Source organism: Clostridium oceanicum, assembly GCF_039521385.1.
In the GTDB taxonomy this organism is placed as follows: Bacteria; Bacillota; Clostridia; order Clostridiales; family Clostridiaceae; genus Clostridium_F; species Clostridium_F oceanicum.
In genome coordinates this window covers 135,699-152,722 of sequence record NZ_BAAACG010000006.1, presented here as the reverse complement: position 1 = coordinate 152,722, position 17,024 = coordinate 135,699, and the positions used below count along the sequence as shown (strand labels likewise).

Here is a 17,024-nt window from a genome sequence, read left to right as displayed (position 1 = left end):
CATAAATTTAAACTTTGTAGTAAATATATAATTTAACATTTTGCATATTAAAATAAATAATATATTAAAAATTCAAAGCTATTTTTTTAAACTTTCTCTTTAGTTTTCACTAGAAATCCCTCTATAAGTGTATTCTAAAGAAAAATCACTTTACAAAACAGCTAAAAACTATCTAGTTATTTATTTAAATATGCCTTAATAATAAATACAAATAAAAGCCCCTTCAAGGAACTTTTATTTTAATTATTGACAAGTAAATATATAACTAAACCTATTTATCATGTCTAATTACTTCTTTATTTTTAACAAAATAATCTACTCCAGATATTATAGTTATAATAGCTGCAAGAATCATCATAAAATCAGTGATTGTTTGTAAATTTTTATTTGTTACATCCATTATAAAATTTAATATAGATATATTGTTATGGTAATTTAAATTTACAAGGCCAAATATTATGGCTATTATTTGTATAACTGTTTTTAATTTTCCCCATTTACTCGCTGCTATAACTATACCTTCTGAAGAAGCTATAGTTCTAAGGCCTGTTACTGCAAATTCTCTAGCGATTATTATTATAGCAACTACTCCTGGTATTATTTGAAAATCTACTAAACAAATTAATGCTGCTGTAACTAAAAGCTTATCTGCTAAAGGATCCATAAACTTACCAAATTTAGTTACTTGGTTTCTACTTCTTGCTATGTACCCATCAAGTTTATCTGTTATAGAAGCAATTATAAATATAGCTGTAGCTATAACTGTACCATAGGGTATATCTTTAATTGTAATAAAAACAAGAAATATAGGAACTAAAAAAATTCTTAAAATTGTCAATTTATTTGCAAGATTCATCCTGAACAACTCCTATTAAATCATATTCTAAAGCATGAGTTATCATAACTTTAATTATATCACCAATTTTTATATCTTTATTACCTTTAAAAGATATATCTCCATCAATTTCTGGTGACATTTCAAAGCTTCTTCCATACCACATATTATCTTTAAATTCTTCTACTAATACATCATAGCATTTTCCTATTTTATCGCTATTTATATCTCTTGAAACCCCTTGTTGAAGTATCATTATTTCTTCTTCTCTTTTTTCTTTTACTTCTTCATCTATTTGATTTTCCATAATAGCTGCTGGTGTTCCTTCTTCTTTTGAATATTTAAAAACTCCAACTTTATCAAGTTTTGTATCTTTTATAAAATCTTTAAGTTCTTCAAAATCTTCCTTAGTTTCTCCTGGGAATCCTACAATTAAAGAAGTTCTTAAAGTTATACCTTCTATGTTTTCTCTAAGTTTTTCTATTATGTTTAATATTGCCTCTTTGTTAGTTTTTCTTCCCATTCTTTTTAATATATTATTACTTATATGCTGAATAGGAATATCTAAGTACTTACAGACTTTTTTGTTATCTGCCATTTCTTTTACAAGTTCATCTGTTATTTCTTCTGGATAACAATAAAGTATTCTTATCCACTCTACACCTTCTACTTTTGAAATATCTCTTAAAAGCTCTGGTAAAATTTTTTTACCATATAAATCTATTCCATACATAGTAGTGTCTTGAGCTATAAGTATTATTTCTTTTACTCCTTGAGATGCTAAATTTTCTACTTCTTTTAATATGTTTTCTTTCTTTCTACTTCTATATTTACCCCTTATTTTAGGGATAATACAGTATGTACAAAAATTATTACAACCTTCTGCTATCCTTACATAAGAAGAATAGGATGGAGTAGTTAAAATTCTTCTTCCTTCATTTATAACTTTATCACTATAATTATAATAAAAACTCTTATCTCCTTTTTTTATAAATCTTTTTATACTATCTAAAAGCTTATCATAATCATTAACTCCTAAAATTATATCTATCTCTGGTATAAGTTTTTCTATATCTTCTTTATACCTTTGAGTTAAACAACCGGTAGCTATTAAAACCTTGCAATTATAACTTTTTTTATATTCTGCCATCTCTAAAATAGTATTTATCGATTGTTGCTTTGATTCTTCAATGAACCCACAAGTGTTTACAATGACTACATCTGCTTCTTTAGGATCCTCTACTATAACTCCTTCTCCATTTAAATTACTAAGCATTATTTCTGAATCTATTCTATTCTTGTCACAACCTAAACTTATTAGTGCCACTTTAAACTTATTCACTTACTATTTGCCCTCCTAAAGTTATTTAAAATTAGTGCCTAAAAGCATAAAAATAAATTTATTATTTATTTTTACATGCCTAAAAACTATTTTAAAACTACTTTAATTATTTTACAAGTACTATAAAATATATTTATCTTTAATAATTAATTTTTATCAAAATACTTTCCATAAATAGGGTCATTTTCATCTATAACAACCTGTCTTGCTTTATTACCTTCCCTTTGAGATATTATCCCTCTATCTTCCATCTGTTCTATAATTCTAGCTGCCCTATTATATCCTACTTTTAATCTTCTTTGTATAAAGGAAGCTGAAATTTTACCTTGGTTAACTGTTATTTTTATAGCCTCTCCTAAAAGTTCATCTTCTTCTCCATTAGATACATTAGTTGCTGTATCTATTTTATCTATTATTTCTTCTCTATAGTCTGCTTCTCCTTGACTTTTCTTTATATTTTCAACAACTTTTTCTACTTCACTTTCAGAAATAAAAGCTCCTTGTATTCTAGTAGGTTTTGAATCTCCTGATGGGAAAAATAACATATCTCCTTTTCCTAAAAGCTTTTCTGCACCAGACATATCTAGTATTGTTCTAGAATCTATAGAACTTGATACTGCAAAGGATATTCTAGAAGGTATATTTGCCTTTATCATACCAGTTATTACATCTACTGATGGCCTTTGAGTTGCAATTACAAGATGCATTCCTGCCGCTCTAGCCTTTTGTGCAAGTCTTGCTATATAATTTTCCACATCACTTGCTGATACCATCATAAGATCTGCAAGTTCGTCTATTATAATAACCACATATGGAAGTTTATTATCTATTTTACCTTTTTCATATAATTTATTATAGCTTTCTATACTTCTAACATTGTTTTGAGCAAAAAGTTCGTATCTTTTATCCATTTCATTTACAGCCCAATTTAAAGCTCCTGCTGCCTTCTTAGGGTCAGTAACAACGGGTATTAAAAGATGAGGTATTCCGTTATATATACTAAGTTCTACTACCTTAGGATCGATCATAAGAAGTTTTACGTTCTCTGGTGAATATTTATATAAAATACTAAGTATAAGTGAATTTATACATACACTTTTACCAGAACCTGTAGCTCCTGCAATTAAAAGATGGGGAGCTCCTGCAATATCTGCCACTGCACAATTTCCACTTATATCTTTTCCAAGAGCAAAGGCTAGCCCCTTATTAAAGTTTGTAAACTTATCTGATTCTATAACTTCTCTTAAATATACAGGAGTTAAAACTTTGTTTGGAACTTCAATACCAACAGCTGATTTACCTGGTATTGGAGCTTCTATTCTAACTGCTGAAGCTGCTAAATTTAAAGCTATATCATCTGCTAAATTAACAATTTTGCTAACTTTAACACCAACACTTGGTTGAAGTTCAAATCTAGTAACTGATGGACCTTTACTTACTTGAATTACTTTAGCCTCTACACCAAAACTACTTAATGTTTCTTCTAATTTATTAGCATTTTCTAATAATTCTTGTTTATCCTGTTTACCAAGTTTAGACTTATTATTTTCCTTTAAAAGTTCTAAGCCTGGATATGTATAATCTACAATAGGGTTTTTACTTTCATGATCTAATTTTTTATTTAATTCCTCATCAATAGACACAGCATCTTCTAAAGGCATATTACTGCTTTCTCTACTATTTGTGTCTTCACTACTGTCTACTATATTTATTTCTTCTTTCTTATCTTTATCCCTAGAGTCTTCTATATCATCTTTAGATTTCATAAAATCTAAAATTTTAATTTTATTAGTAACATTTTTTATAAATTTATCTTTCTTACTGTCTTCATCATCCTTATAATTAGGTTCACTATACATTTTTTCTTTTTTATCTTCGGAGCCATCTTTAACATTAATTTTCTTAGTAAAATCTTTAGATTTTGAATTTACTCCTTTAAAAACGCTACTTAAAGAAACTTGGAATATTAATATAAAAGATATTATATAAAGACATAAAAATATTATATAAGATCCTACACTTCCAAAAAGTTTAAAAAGTGGTTTATCTAAAGAATAAGATAAAAGTCCTCCATGAATGATATCTTTACTGTTATAAAAGTTTTCCATAACTTGTACAACATTATTTCCATCATATTCTTCAAGTAAAACCATCTGTATAAGCAATAAGGTTGTAACTAAAAATATAACTATTCCATAAAACTTAGAATTAAAATTAATTTTATTCTTTTTAGATATAATACATACTCCTATAAATATCATAAGAATTGGAAATGTTAAAGCGCCTAAGCCTACCATGGCTATAAGTATCTTTTTTATAAAAACACCTACTATTCCCATAGAATTAGATGCAAATACACTAAAGAGCACAAAAATCCCTAAACAAATAAGTATTATTCCATTTATATCATTACTTCCTTTTAATTTAGATTTATTATTTTCTTTAGTATTTTTAGTTTTTCTTCTTGTTTTTTTCGCCACTTTTCATCCACCTCCTTATATAAATTCTACACTAAAATTAATTATTCCTTTCTATTAAAATATCAAAGATATGTTTGTTAATAGAAAATTCTCATTAAGGCACATTTAAATAAAATTCTAAAAGAAAAAATATTGATTTTATAAAAAACAAAGAAATATTTTACTTATAAAAGCATTAAAGTGCCATAGAATTTTAAAATTCTATGGCTTATAATTACTTATTATTTTCCTCTATCAAACTATCCAATTTCTTTAAAGCCTTGCTTATACCACCAACTTCATCTATAATACCACAATCAACTGCTTGTTTTCCAATTAATATAGTTCCCATATCATTTAACAAATCATTTGTCTTAAGCATAAAGCCTTCTAAAGTTTTTTTATCTATTTTTGAAGTTCTTACTATAAATTCTAATATACGCTCCTGCATCTTTTTAAAATAATCAAAAGTTTGAGGAACACCTATAACTAATCCATTCATTCTTATAGGATGAACTATCATAGTTGCTGTAGGAGATATAAATGAATAATCTGCTGAAGTAGCTAAAGGCACTCCTATAGAATGACCTCCACCTATAACAAGAGATACTGTAGGCTTACTTAAACTTCTTATCATTTCAGATATAGCAAGACCTGCTTCAACATCTCCACCTACTGTATTTAATATTATAAAAACTCCTTCTACTGTTTTAGAAGTCTCAAGTGCTATAAGTTGCGGAATTATATGTTCATATTTGGTGGCCTTAGTTTGAGGTGATACTGCCATATGCCCTTCAATTTGGCCTATTATAGGTAACACTTGTATTCTATCTTCTTGTTTAGGTAAATCATTTAAAGTACCTAACTCTTTTATTGATTCTCTTTTTTCTTTTTCAATATTTTTTTTCTCATCTGACATGAAATTCCCTCCTACCATATGATTATTTTGCTCATATGGTAGAGAGAGTATTCATTTATTTTTATATATCTAATTTTTTAAGGAAGATTTATACACCTAATTCAAATTCATCATGCAATACTTTTATAGCTTTTTTAGTATCTTCTCCTGGAACTAAACACCATATAGTAGTATGAGAATCTGCAGTTTGTAAAACTTCAATATCTCCTCTTGATAAAGCATTTAATATTTTTGCCATAACACCTGGAATTCCTCTCATTCTACTTCCTATTATAGCAATTTTACTACATCCTTTAACATAAGAATATTTAAGATCTTTTTCTTTCATTAAAGCTTCAAATTTATCAAAATCTTTATCATCTATAGTAAATATTTTTTCAGTTGGAAATACGTTAATTAAATCTATACTTATAAAGTTATCTGCTAATATATTAAATAGCCTTCTATAACTTTTATTTTCACTATTATCTTTTAGTTGAACATTTACTTGCATTCTATCGCTCATATGTGTGATTCCAGTTATTACATTTTTAGAATTACTATTTCCTACACTGCTTATAGTAGTTCCATCGCAGTCTGTTAAAGTATTTTTAATTACTAAAGGTATATTAGATTTCATAGCAATTTCTACAGCTCTTGGATGTATTACTTTAGCTCCTTGATCTGCAAATTGAAATACTTCATTATAACTTATTTCTTCTATTAAAGATGCATCAGAAACTATTCTAGGATCTGCAGTCATTATTCCATCTACATCTGTATATATTTCAACGCTTTTAGCATTAAGTGCTGCTCCTAAAAGTGCTGCAGTAACATCACTTCCGCCTCTTCCTAAAGTTGTTATAAATCCATCTTCACTTTGTCCTTGAAATCCTGCAACTATTGGAACCTTGTCTTCTTTTAATAAATCTAATATTTTATTTGTTTCTACTCTAATTACAGAGGCATTATTAAATTCTTTATCTGTGACTATTCCAGCTTGACCACCCATAAGTGGCACTGCATTTATTTTACTTTTATATAGTTCTTTACTCATAACTACAGTACTTATAAGTTCTCCACAACTCATAAGTAAATCTGAAGCTAATATATTTTGTCCTAAAAATTCATCTCCAACTAAACTTCTTAAGGTATCTGTAGCATAAGGTTGTCCTTTCCTACCCATGGCAGACACAACAACTACAGGATAATAACCTTCTTTTTTTGCTTTAATTATCTTTTTAACTACTAGTTTTCTTCTTTTTTCATCTGATACAGATGTTCCTCCAAACTTTTGTACTAATATTTTCATCATTCATCCAACTCCTTAACGAGCTTTTTTTATATCCTCGCTTTCAGCGTCTAATATTATTGTTCTTGACCCTATCTTTTTCACTAGATCCCAAGGAACTTCCAAAAATTGATTTTTAGCAAATAATCCAAATTTACTTTTATTTTCGTTTATTATTAAAAGTTTTAAATTTCCATCCTCATCTATTACTACGTCGTTTTGACCTAAAAATCCATATTTATCTCCATCATTAACATTTATTATTTCATATCTCTCCATGTCACTATAATATTTTATATTATCATCCATAATAATCCTCCTAGATTTTATCACATTATTTATACTGATTACTATGATAAAAAATTAGAAGTTATTACAAAATATATTATATGAAATTCTTCTTAGATTGTTTAAAAGAATATGAACTTTTTTCTATAATATTAGTTATTTTATCTAAATCTAAATTTTCTCCTACAAAGGCTGAATTTAAAATTCCCTTTGAATAAACTATATCCATAGCTTCTCTTATACTATCTTCATTTATTGCATCTATTTTATTTATAATATCTTCTGGCTTATTTATCCTATTTAAAAATAAAACAGATTTACCGTTATTAAACATTCTGCTGCTTGTGCTTTCTATTCCTAATATATATCCACCTTTTAATTGCTCTTTAGCTTTAATTAATTTTTCTTTACTTATACCTTTTTTATAAAAGTTATTAATTTCTTCTTTTATTAGATAAATTGCATTCTCTGCATACTTAGGATTTAAACCTGCATAAACAACATTAACACCAGTATTGTTTAAAGAAGACATATAAGAATATATGCTATAACAAAATCCTTTTTCTTCTCTCAATTTTTGAAATAATATAGAAGAAGCTCCTCCTCCTAAAATATTATTGGCCAAAATAATAGGATACACAAGATCATTACCAAGTTCTACACCTGGCATACCTAAACTTATATGTAATTGCTCTATATTTTTCTTTTTAAAAAGATTACTATTAAATGTCTTAGGATTAGAATATGTAGTTATTTTTTTATTTTTATCTGATTTCCAGCTTCCAAAATATTTTTCTACCATATTCTGAATTTTACTAGTATCAAAATTACCACATATAGATATAACTGAATTTTCTGGTATATAGTATCTATTCATATAATCTACTATTTCTTCTCTAGTAAATGATTTTACAGTATCAATAGTTCCTAATATAGGATAAGAAACTGGATCTTCTCCCCATATTGCACTGCTATGTAAATCTGAAAGAACATCTTCTGGAGAATCTTCATTCATATTTATTTCCTCTATGATTACTCCTTTTTCCTTTTCAATATCTTCTTTTAACATTTTACTATTAAAAATCATATCAGATAAAACATCTAAAGCTAAATCTATATGTGAATCTAATATTTTAACATAGTAACAAGTAGCCTCTTTACCTGTAAAGGCGTTAATTTGTCCCCCTATGCTTTCTATACAATCTGCTATTTCAAAAGCATTTCTATTTTCTGTTCCTTTAAACATCATATGTTCAATAAAATGAGAAATACCATTGTTATCTCTGTTTTCATTTCTTGAACCATTTTCTATCCACATACCTACACTAACAGATTTTACATAGTCTATATTTTCTAGAACTATTCTTAAACCATTATTTAGTTTAATCAAATTATACACTACATTTCCTCCTAAAATATATAATACAACATATAAAAAAATAAAAAGGCAATCATGCCCTTCTATTTTCTAATCTTCTTTTTCTTCTTCTTTTTTAGCTATAGCATCTTTTCTAGATAAGTTAACTCTTCCGTGGTTATCTATATCAGTTACTTTTACCAATATTTCATCGCCAACAGAAACTACATCTTCTACTTTGTTTACCCTCTTAAAGTCTAACTTAGATATATGAACTAAGCCTTCTTTTCCAGGTAAAACTTCTACAAAAGCACCAAAGTTAGTTGTTTTTGTAACTTTTCCTAGATAGATTTCTCCAATCTTAACATCTTTAGTTAAGCTTTCTATTATAGCTAAAGCTTTTTTAACACCTTCTGCGTCACTAGAGCTTACAAATACTTTTCCATCGTCTTTTATTTCGATTTTAACATTTGTTTCAGCTATTATTTTATTTATAACTTTTCCACCAGCACCAATTACGTCTCTTATTTTTTCTGGATCTATACTTATAGTCTCAGTTCTTGGAGCGTATTTAGATAACTCTTCTTTTGGTCCTGATATACATTCGCCCATTATACCTAATATCTTCATTCTAGCTTTTTTAGCTGCAGTTAATGCATTTTTTATACATTTTTCTGATAAACCATGTATTTTAGTATCAAATTGGATAGCTGTTATTCCAACTTCAGTTCCTGCAACTTTAAAGTCCATATCACCAAAGAAATCTTCTAATCCTTGAATATCAGTTAAAATTTCTTCTTTAGATAAGTCTTCACTAGTTATAAGTCCTATAGCAATTCCTGCTGCTGGTCTTTTTATTGGAACACCTGCATCTAATAATGCTAATGTACTACCACAAACACTTGCTTGAGAAGTAGATCCATTAGAACTTAAAACTTCTGATACTAATCTTATAGTATATGGAAAATCTTCTTGTGAAGGAATTAATGGCTCTAATGCTCTTTCAGCTAAAGCTCCATGACCTATTTCACGTCTACCAGGTCCTCTTAAAGGTCTAGTATCCCCTACACTATAAGCTGGGAAGTTATAATGATGCATATATGTTTTAGATTCTTCTTCAGCAATACCATCTAATGTTTGAGAATCACCTACAGCACCTAAAGTTGCTACTGTCATAACTTGAGTTAATCCTCTTGTAAAAAGACCTGTTCCATGAGTTCTTGGAAGTAATGATACATCACAGCTTATTGGTCTTACTTCATCAAAAGCTCTTCCATCTGGTCTTCTATGTTCATTTAATAGCATATTTCTTACTACTTCTTTTTGCATTTTATATACTACATCACTAATATCAGCACCAGCATCTGGATACTTTTCACCAAATTCTTCTTCAATTTTTTCTTTAACTTTATCCATGGCTTCGTTTCTTTCATCTTTATCTATGATATACATAGCTTCTTTAACCATATCAAAAGCAAATTCTCTAACTTCTTTTTCTATTTCTTCATCTACTTTATATAATTTAGGTTCAACCTTTTCTTTTCCAAATTCTTTCATAGCCTTTTCTTGGAAAGCTACAATTTTTTTACATTCTTCAAAGCCAAATATTATACCATCATACATTACATCTTCTGGTATTTCTTCTCCGCCAGATTCAACCATCATAACTCTATCTTTAGTTGCACAAACTGTTAAGCTCATAGTGCTTTTTTCTCTTTCTTCCACTGTAGGGTTGCAAACAAATTCACCATCTACTAATCCTACTGAAACTGCACCTACTGGTGTAGCAAATGGAATACTTGATAGGCATAATGCCAAAGATGAGCCATTTATAGCTAAAATTTCTGGAAGATTATCTTGCTCTACAGATACTATTGTATTTACTATTTGAACATCATTTCTATATCCTTTTGGAAATAATGGTCTTAAAGGTCTATCAATAGCTCTTGCATGTAATATAGATGTATCTGTTGGTTTACCTTCTCTTTTTATAAAGCCTCCAGGTATTTTACCTACAGAATATAATCTTTCCACATACTCAACACTTAATGGAAAAAAGTCAACTCCTTCTCTTGGTTCTTTTGAAGCATTAGCGTTGACCATAACTACTGTATCGCCATAACTTATAAATAAAGCACAATCAGACAACATACCTACTTTTCCATATTCTACTTTCATTTCTCTTCCTGCTACAGAAGTTTTTAAAGTATGTACCATGCGCTTACCTCCTCTCGATATATAACTAATTTATTAATATTATTATCACTATATAAATAACATAATATTCTTTAAAACTTTTCTTAAAATAATAGAGCGGTCTTAGCCGCTCTAGTATCTTACTTTCTTAAACCTAATTCTTTTATAATAGCACGATATCTGTGGATATCTGTATTAATTAAGTAGTTAAGAAGACCTCTTCTTTTACCAACCATCATTAAAAGACCTCTTCTTGAGTGATGATCTTTTTTATGCATTTTTAAATGGCTGTTTAAATGATTAATTCTTTCTGTAAGTAATGCTATTTGTACTTCTGGAGAACCTGTATCTCCTTCATGTCTTGCATGTTTAGTCATTATTTCTTGTTTTTTTGCCTTATTCATAAGTGCACCTCCAAATTGTTTATCTCCCTATTCCAAGAGTACCGTCGGCGTTCAGTATTCTTAGCATAAGGTTCACTCCACAATTATAACAAATTAACTTTTACTTGTAAATTAATTTATCACAATTCAATTTATATTTTTGGGATAGAGCATAGTTTTTATCTTTCTCTAACTGAGAAGCTAATTCATCTGTAGAAGCAAATTTCTTTTCTTCTCTTATTTTTTTTATAAATTTTATAGCTATCTTTGCCCCATATATATCTTTATCAAAACCTAACATATGAGTTTCTATGCTTAATTTACCATCATCTAAAGTAGGATTATATCCTACATTAGTTATCCCTTGATATACATTATTATGATATTCTACCAATGTATAGTATACCCCTCCTCTTGGAAGTATATACTTATTATCATAACTTAAATTAACTGTAGGAAACCCCCAGGTTCTACCTAGTTGCTTTCCTTTTTTAACAACTCCCCTTAAAGTATAACATTTTGAAAGCATTTCATTAGCTTTTCTCATGTTTCCTTCTTGAGCTATGGCATGTCTTATTCTAGAGCTACTTACCACTTCGTTTTTATAAGTTACAGGCTCTACTATCTTAAGTTTAAAGTTTAATTTTTCACTTAATTTTTTAAGAAGTCCTACGTCACCTAAATTTTTATATCCAAATCTAAAGTTAAATCCTACAACTATACCTTTAGCATTATAAAATCTAATTATATTTGTTATAAATTCTTCAGGAGACATCTCCATATAATCTTTATTAAAATTTATATAATTTACTATATCTATTCCTTGTTTTTTAAGTATTTCTGATTTCATCTTATTATCTAGTATAATTTTAGGAGCAGCTTCTTTATTTATTGTATTTAAAGGATGTTCCTTAAAGGTTAACACCATACTTTTAGAATCATATTTTTTAGCTAGTTTTACAGCTTGCTCTATAAGTTTTTGATGACCTCTATGAATTCCATCAAAACTGCCTAAGGCAATAAAAGTATTATAATCTAATTTTTTAGTAAAATTATCTTCTATAACCATAATATATTCTCCTAAATTAACATCTTATATATTTTAAATCCTCTTTTATCTTTCATACCTAACCCAACAAATTTATCGTTAGTTAAATATGTTCTAAATAACTTATCTTCTTCTATATTTTCTATTATACTTCTATCTTTAAGTGTTACACCATTTAATAGATGCTTTTCAAATCTTTCATCTATAAATATTTTATCATATAAACTTAAAGCTACATCTATAGGAATTAAATAATCTTCTACATTATTTTCATCTAACTTTTGAAGTTCTATAGCATCTTTTATGTTAAATTCTCCCGTTTCTAATCTTTGAAGATTCCACATAACAGCTCCACATTTTAAGTCTCTTCCTATATCATAGCATAAACTTCTTATATAAGTCCCCTTTGAACATTTAACATCAAAAACTATATAAGGTAAATCTACACTTAATATGTTAATAGAATATATATTAATCTTTCTAGATTTTCTTTCTATCTCTATTCCTTTTCTAGCTAATTCATAAAGTTTTTTACCGTTAACTTTTATAGCAGAATACATAGGTGGTACTTGATCTATTTCCCCTATATAATTTTTTATAGCTTCTATAACTTCTTCTTTTGAAAGATTTACATCATTTTCATCTATAACTTTACCTTCCCTATCATAGGTATCAGTAACAGTTCCAAGCTTCATTTCTACTCTATAGATTTTTTTATCTTTCATTAAATAATCAGAAATTTTAGTCCCTTTACCTACACATATAGGAAGAACCCCTGATGCTAATGGATCTAAGGTACCAGTGTGCCCTACTTTCTTTTGCTTAACTATTTTTCTAACTTTTCTTACTACATCAAAAGAACTTATTCCTGAAGGTTTTAGTATATTTATTACACCATTCATATTATATCAACTCTTCTTTTATAGATTCAATAATCATTTTTTCTACTTCATGTAAAGTTTTTCCTTTAACATATGCTCCTGAGGCTCTTACATGTCCTCCTCCAGAAAATTTTTCTGCTACTTTTCTTACATCTACAAATTTTTTAGATCTTAAGCTAATTTTTATACCTTCTTCTGCTTCTTTAAGTAAAACTGAAGCTTCTACAGATCCAACCTGCATTCCCATAGAAATAACATCAGAAGTATCCTTAGCTTCCTCTAAACCAATTTCTTTTAACATAGAGTAAGTAATTTTCATTACACAAATTTTTTCATCTACAAGTTTCATTTCTTCAAAAACTTTTCCGTATAGTTTTAATCTTGTAAAATCTTTATTTTCATATATTTCTCTATGAATAGAGCTAAAATCCACCCCAGTATTTATAAGATTTCCAGCTACCTTATGAGTATTTTCCGTAGTAGATGGATATCTAAAAGACCCTGTGTCCGTTATAATTGATGTATATAAACACTTTGCTATATCTTTATCTATAGTAACCTTTAAAGTTTTTAATATTTCATAAACACTTTCTGATACTGCTGCTGCATCGGTATTTACATAATTTAAATCTCCATAAAACTCATTGGACATATGATGGTCTATGTTCATTAAAAAATAGTTTCTATTTTCTAAATCTAATTCTGCATTTATTCTTTCAACATTTCCACAATCTAAAACAATTACACAATCTACATCTTCTTTTACTTTATAATTTTTACCATCTATTTTATTAGAGAAAGGTAAAAACTTAAAAGTCTTTGGCATATCTTCCTTAGAAAGTATATCAACTTTTTTCCCTAAGTTCTTTATCCCTTGATAAAGAGCTAATGCACTTCCTAAAGAATCTCCATCAGGAGATGTATGGAAAGTAATATTTATATTATTACTCTCCATTATCTTGTTTAAAATGTCATTAATTATCATGCTTTTTGTTCTCCTTTATTTCATCAAGGATCTTATCTATATGCATGCCTTTTTCAATGCTTTCATCTAATTCTATTATTATTTTTGGTGTACATCTTAATTTTACTTTTTTACCTACTTCTTTTCTTATAAACCCTACAGAACTTTTTAAAGCTTCTAAGGATTGTTCTTTAGATGTTTCACTTCCAAAAATACTTACATAAACTTTAGCATAACTTAAATCTTTAGTTACATCTACTCCAGTTACGCTTACCATAGCACTTAATCTTGGATCTTTTATTTTATTTTGAATTATATTACTTACTTCTTTTTTCATCTCTTCGTTAATTCTACCAGATCTATAATTAGCCACGTATACCACTCCTTTATATAATGCAGAAATTATAGTTTATCTTTCTTTATTTCTTCCATAACATAAGCTTCTATAACGTCGCCTTCTTTTAAATCGTTGAATTTTTCAACGCTAAATCCACATTCATATCCTTGTGCAACTTCTTTTGCATCATCTTTAAATCTCTTTAAAGATGCAAGTTCTGATTCAAATATTACTATTCCATCTCTTATAACTCTTACACTACTATTTCTAGCTAATTTACCGTTTTGAACATAAGCTCCTGCTATAGTTCCTACGCTAGATATTTTATATACTTTTCTAACTTCAGCGTTTCCTATAACATTTTCTCTATATTCAGGTTCTAACATACCTATCATAGCAGATTTTATATCATCTATAGCATCATATATAACTCTATATGTTTTAATTTCAACTTCTTCTTTTTCAGAAGCTGCTAGAGCATTATTATCTGGTCTTACATTAAATCCTAATATTATAGCATTAGATGCAGTTGCAAGTGTAACATCTGTTTCATTTACAGCACCTACGCCACCATGGATAACTCTAACTTTTACTTCTTCTGTAGAAAGTTTTTCTAAAGATTGTTTTAAAGCTTCTACAGAACCTTGTACGTCTGCTTTTACAATTAAACCAAGTTCTTTAACAGTTCCTTCTTGAATTTGATTATATAAATCTTCTAAAGAAACTTTATGAGTTGATTGTAAATATTCATCTCTTAATTTTTCTTTTCTCTTATTAGCTATTTCTCTTGCAGTTTTTTCATCTTTTACTTGATAGAATTTATCTCCTGCTTCTGGAACTTCTGATAATCCAAGTATTTCTACTGGAGTAGAAGGACCTGCTGATTTAATCTTTTGACGTTTGTCATTAAACATTGCTCTTATTCTACCATATGTAGAGCCTACAACTATAGAATCTCCTACTCTTAAAGTACCATTTTGTACAAGTAATGTAGCAACAGATCCTCTTCCTTTATCAAGTTTAGCTTCTACAACAGTTCCTTTTGCTTTTCTAGTTGGATCTGCTTTTAGCTCTAACATTTCTGAAGATAAAACTAGCATTTCTAAAAGGTCATCTATACCTTCTTTAGTATGTGCTGAAACTGGAACGCATACAGTATCTCCGCCCCAATCTTCTGGTATAAGTTCATACTCTGTTAATTCTTGTTTTACTTTATCTATGTTAGCTCCTGGTCTATCTATTTTGTTTATAGCAACAATTATAGGAACGCCAGCTGCTTTACAGTGACTTATAGCTTCTTTAGTTTGAGGCATTATTCCATCATCTGCAGCTACTACTAATATAACTACATCTGTAACTTGAGCTCCTCTAGCTCTCATAGCTGTAAATGCTGCATGGCCTGGAGTATCTAAAAATGTAACGAATTCTCCATTTACAGGAACTTTATAAGCACCTATATGTTGAGTTATTCCACCAGCTTCTGTAGAAGTTACAGCTGATTTTCTTATAGAATCTAAAAGTGAAGTTTTACCATGGTCAACGTGACCCATAACAGTAACTATTGGATATCTTTTTACTAAGTTTTCTTCGCTTTCATCTTCTTTTAATATTTCTTCAATATCTTCTTCTTCTTCTTTTTCTTCTTTTACTAATTCTACATCAAATTTATTTGCTAATTTTTCTGCTATTTCAAAGTTTATTTCTTGGTTAACAGATGCCATTACACCTATAAGCATTAACTCTTTTATAACTTCTGCAAAAGATTTATCTAATTTTTCTGATATTTCTTTTACAGTTATAGTTTCTGAATTCATAGTTATAACGCCACTGTTGTCTTTTTCTTTATCATCTTTATTAGATTTTTTTCCTGCTTTTTTAGGCTTTTCTTCTTCATCATCTTCATTATTTCCTTCTTTATTACCGCCTAATAATTCTTTTATAAGATCTGCATCTTCATCTTCTATAGCACTCATATGATTTTTAACTTTTACACTAAATTCTTCATTTAATAGTTCTATAAGTTTTTTACTTGGTACATTTAATTCTTTTGCTAATTCATAAATTCTTACTTTTGCCAAATTGGTTCACCCCCGAAACTAATAATTGCTAGTTATTCGACTCTTTAGGCATAGAAAAATATCACTATGCCTTGCTTAATTCTAAAAGTTTATTTGCCATATTCTTATCCTTTACAGCTAAAACTTTTATGCTTTCTCTTCCTAAAACATCAGAAAGTCTTTGTGAATCATAATCTTTAAGCAGCGGTATTTCATTAAGTTTACATTTTGTAGTAAACTTTTTTTGTGTGTTTAAAGATGCTTCACCTGAAAGTATAACAAGACTAACTTTATTTCTAACTACATGTTCTTCACATTTATTATAACCCTCTACAAGGTTTCCTGATTTTTTCACAATACCTAAAAACTGAAAAAACTTACTCTCCATCTTTTATCTCTTCTCTCAATCTTTCGTAAACATCTTCATCTATTTTTGATTCTAGATTTCTCTCTAGTCTCTTAGATTTATATGCTTTATTAAGGCAGTCAATATCCTTGCATATATATGCACCTCTTCCGGATTTTTTACCGGTTAGATCTACAGATATTTCTCCTTCTTTACTTCTTACTACTCTTATAAGATCTTTTTTAGGTTTTGATTCTCCGCAACCAGTACACATTCTTAAAGGTATTTTTCTTTTTTTTACCATACTAATCACCTACTTTTAATATTTAGTTAGTAAGTATC

At 28.3% G+C, this 17,024-nt stretch carries 16 protein-coding genes; all 16 read right to left on the bottom strand.

What is annotated here, in order from left to right; genetic code table 11:
- Positions 1-271 precede the first annotated feature (271 nt).
- The 16 genes from pgsA to rnpM all read right to left on the bottom strand — a co-directional run bounded on the left by pgsA (position 272) and on the right by rnpM (position 16,986).
- Positions 272-856 (bottom strand): CDP-diacylglycerol--glycerol-3-phosphate 3-phosphatidyltransferase, encoded by a 585-nt coding sequence (gene pgsA / locus ABDZ71_RS04105; RefSeq protein WP_343759143.1) that lies wholly within the window; start codon positions 854-856, stop codon positions 272-274.
- On the bottom strand, positions 840-2,177 hold the full coding sequence (gene rimO, locus ABDZ71_RS04100) for a 30S ribosomal protein S12 methylthiotransferase RimO (RefSeq protein WP_343759141.1): 1,338 nt from the start codon (positions 2,175-2,177) through the stop codon (positions 840-842). Before rimO ends, pgsA begins: the two co-directional genes overlap by 17 nt.
- A 146-nt stretch (positions 2,178-2,323) precedes the next feature.
- A complete protein-coding gene (locus ABDZ71_RS04095; RefSeq protein ID WP_425544689.1) occupies positions 2,324-4,657 on the bottom strand; it encodes an FtsK/SpoIIIE family DNA translocase in 2,334 nt (777 codons plus the stop codon).
- A gap of 214 nt (positions 4,658-4,871) precedes the next feature.
- The gene (locus ABDZ71_RS04090; protein ID WP_343759139.1) at positions 4,872-5,555 is read right to left on the bottom strand and encodes a ClpP family protease; all 684 of its coding nucleotides are present in this window, start codon (positions 5,553-5,555) and stop codon (positions 4,872-4,874) included.
- 88 nt (positions 5,556-5,643) lie between these two features.
- Entirely contained in the window at positions 5,644-6,846 is a 1,203-nt protein-coding gene (gene dapG / locus ABDZ71_RS04085) for an aspartate kinase (RefSeq protein WP_343759940.1), read from the bottom strand.
- A gap of 15 nt (positions 6,847-6,861) precedes the next feature.
- Entirely contained in the window at positions 6,862-7,134 is a 273-nt protein-coding gene (locus ABDZ71_RS04080; protein ID WP_343759138.1) for a YlmC/YmxH family sporulation protein, read from the bottom strand.
- Positions 7,135-7,210: 76 nt separating this feature from the next.
- A complete protein-coding gene (locus ABDZ71_RS04075) occupies positions 7,211-8,512 on the bottom strand; it encodes a M16 family metallopeptidase (RefSeq protein ID WP_343759136.1) in 1,302 nt (433 codons plus the stop codon).
- A 69-nt stretch (positions 8,513-8,581) separates the two neighbouring features.
- Positions 8,582-10,687, bottom strand: coding sequence for a polyribonucleotide nucleotidyltransferase (locus ABDZ71_RS04070; RefSeq protein ID WP_343759134.1), 2,106 nt, complete (start codon positions 10,685-10,687; stop codon positions 8,582-8,584).
- Between the two features lie 119 nt (positions 10,688-10,806).
- Entirely contained in the window at positions 10,807-11,070 is a 264-nt protein-coding gene (gene rpsO, locus ABDZ71_RS04065; protein ID WP_343759132.1) for a 30S ribosomal protein S15, read from the bottom strand.
- Positions 11,071-11,170: 100 nt separating this feature from the next.
- The gene (locus tag ABDZ71_RS04060) at positions 11,171-12,121 is read right to left on the bottom strand and encodes a bifunctional riboflavin kinase/FAD synthetase (protein WP_343759938.1); all 951 of its coding nucleotides are present in this window, start codon (positions 12,119-12,121) and stop codon (positions 11,171-11,173) included.
- Positions 12,122-12,129: 8 nt separating this feature from the next.
- Positions 12,130-12,999 carry a tRNA pseudouridine(55) synthase TruB gene (truB, locus tag ABDZ71_RS04055; protein ID WP_343759129.1) on the bottom strand — a complete coding sequence of 290 codons (870 nt, stop codon included), beginning with the start codon at positions 12,997-12,999 and terminating at the stop codon, positions 12,130-12,132.
- A 1-nt stretch (position 13,000) separates the two neighbouring features.
- Positions 13,001-13,963 carry a DHH family phosphoesterase gene (locus ABDZ71_RS04050; RefSeq protein ID WP_343759127.1) on the bottom strand — a complete coding sequence of 321 codons (963 nt, stop codon included), beginning with the start codon at positions 13,961-13,963 and terminating at the stop codon, positions 13,001-13,003.
- A complete protein-coding gene (gene rbfA / locus ABDZ71_RS04045; protein ID WP_343759125.1) occupies positions 13,953-14,315 on the bottom strand; it encodes a 30S ribosome-binding factor RbfA in 363 nt (120 codons plus the stop codon). Before rbfA ends, ABDZ71_RS04050 begins: the two co-directional genes overlap by 11 nt.
- Before the next feature lie 29 nt (positions 14,316-14,344).
- A complete protein-coding gene (gene infB / locus ABDZ71_RS04040) occupies positions 14,345-16,357 on the bottom strand; it encodes a translation initiation factor IF-2 (protein WP_343759123.1) in 2,013 nt (670 codons plus the stop codon).
- 64 nt (positions 16,358-16,421) lie between these two features.
- Positions 16,422-16,724: a ribosomal L7Ae/L30e/S12e/Gadd45 family protein gene (locus tag ABDZ71_RS04035; protein ID WP_343759120.1), complete on the bottom strand. Its 303-nt coding sequence runs from the start codon at positions 16,722-16,724 to the stop codon at positions 16,422-16,424.
- Positions 16,714-16,986, bottom strand: a complete 273-nt coding sequence (gene rnpM, locus ABDZ71_RS04030; RefSeq protein ID WP_343759118.1) for an RNase P modulator RnpM — start codon at positions 16,984-16,986, stop codon at positions 16,714-16,716. The genes ABDZ71_RS04035 and rnpM overlap by 11 nt, the downstream gene beginning before the upstream one ends.
- Between the last annotated feature and the right edge of the window lie 38 nt (positions 16,987-17,024).

Bases quoted from the DNA above. Each gene is read 5' to 3' on its own strand.
- pgsA (WP_343759143.1), bottom strand. From the start codon at position 856: ATGAATCTTGCAAATAAATTGACAATTTTAAGAATTTTTTTAGTTCCT.
- ABDZ71_RS04090 (WP_343759139.1), bottom strand. From the start codon at position 5,555: ATGTCAGATGAGAAAAAAAATATTGAAAAAGAAAAAAGAGAATCAATA.
- dapG (WP_343759940.1), bottom strand. From the start codon at position 6,846: ATGAAAATATTAGTACAAAAGTTTGGAGGAACATCTGTATCAGATGAA.
- ABDZ71_RS04080 (WP_343759138.1), bottom strand. From the start codon at position 7,134: ATGGATGATAATATAAAATATTATAGTGACATGGAGAGATATGAAATA.
- ABDZ71_RS04070 (WP_343759134.1), bottom strand. From the start codon at position 10,687: ATGGTACATACTTTAAAAACTTCTGTAGCAGGAAGAGAAATGAAAGTA.
- rpsO (WP_343759132.1), bottom strand. From the start codon at position 11,070: ATGAATAAGGCAAAAAAACAAGAAATAATGACTAAACATGCAAGACAT.
- truB (WP_343759129.1), bottom strand. From the start codon at position 12,999: ATGAATGGTGTAATAAATATACTAAAACCTTCAGGAATAAGTTCTTTT.
- ABDZ71_RS04050 (WP_343759127.1), bottom strand. From the start codon at position 13,963: ATGATAATTAATGACATTTTAAACAAGATAATGGAGAGTAATAATATA.
- ABDZ71_RS04035 (WP_343759120.1), bottom strand. From the start codon at position 16,724: ATGGAGAGTAAGTTTTTTCAGTTTTTAGGTATTGTGAAAAAATCAGGA.
- rnpM (WP_343759118.1), bottom strand. From the start codon at position 16,986: ATGGTAAAAAAAAGAAAAATACCTTTAAGAATGTGTACTGGTTGCGGA.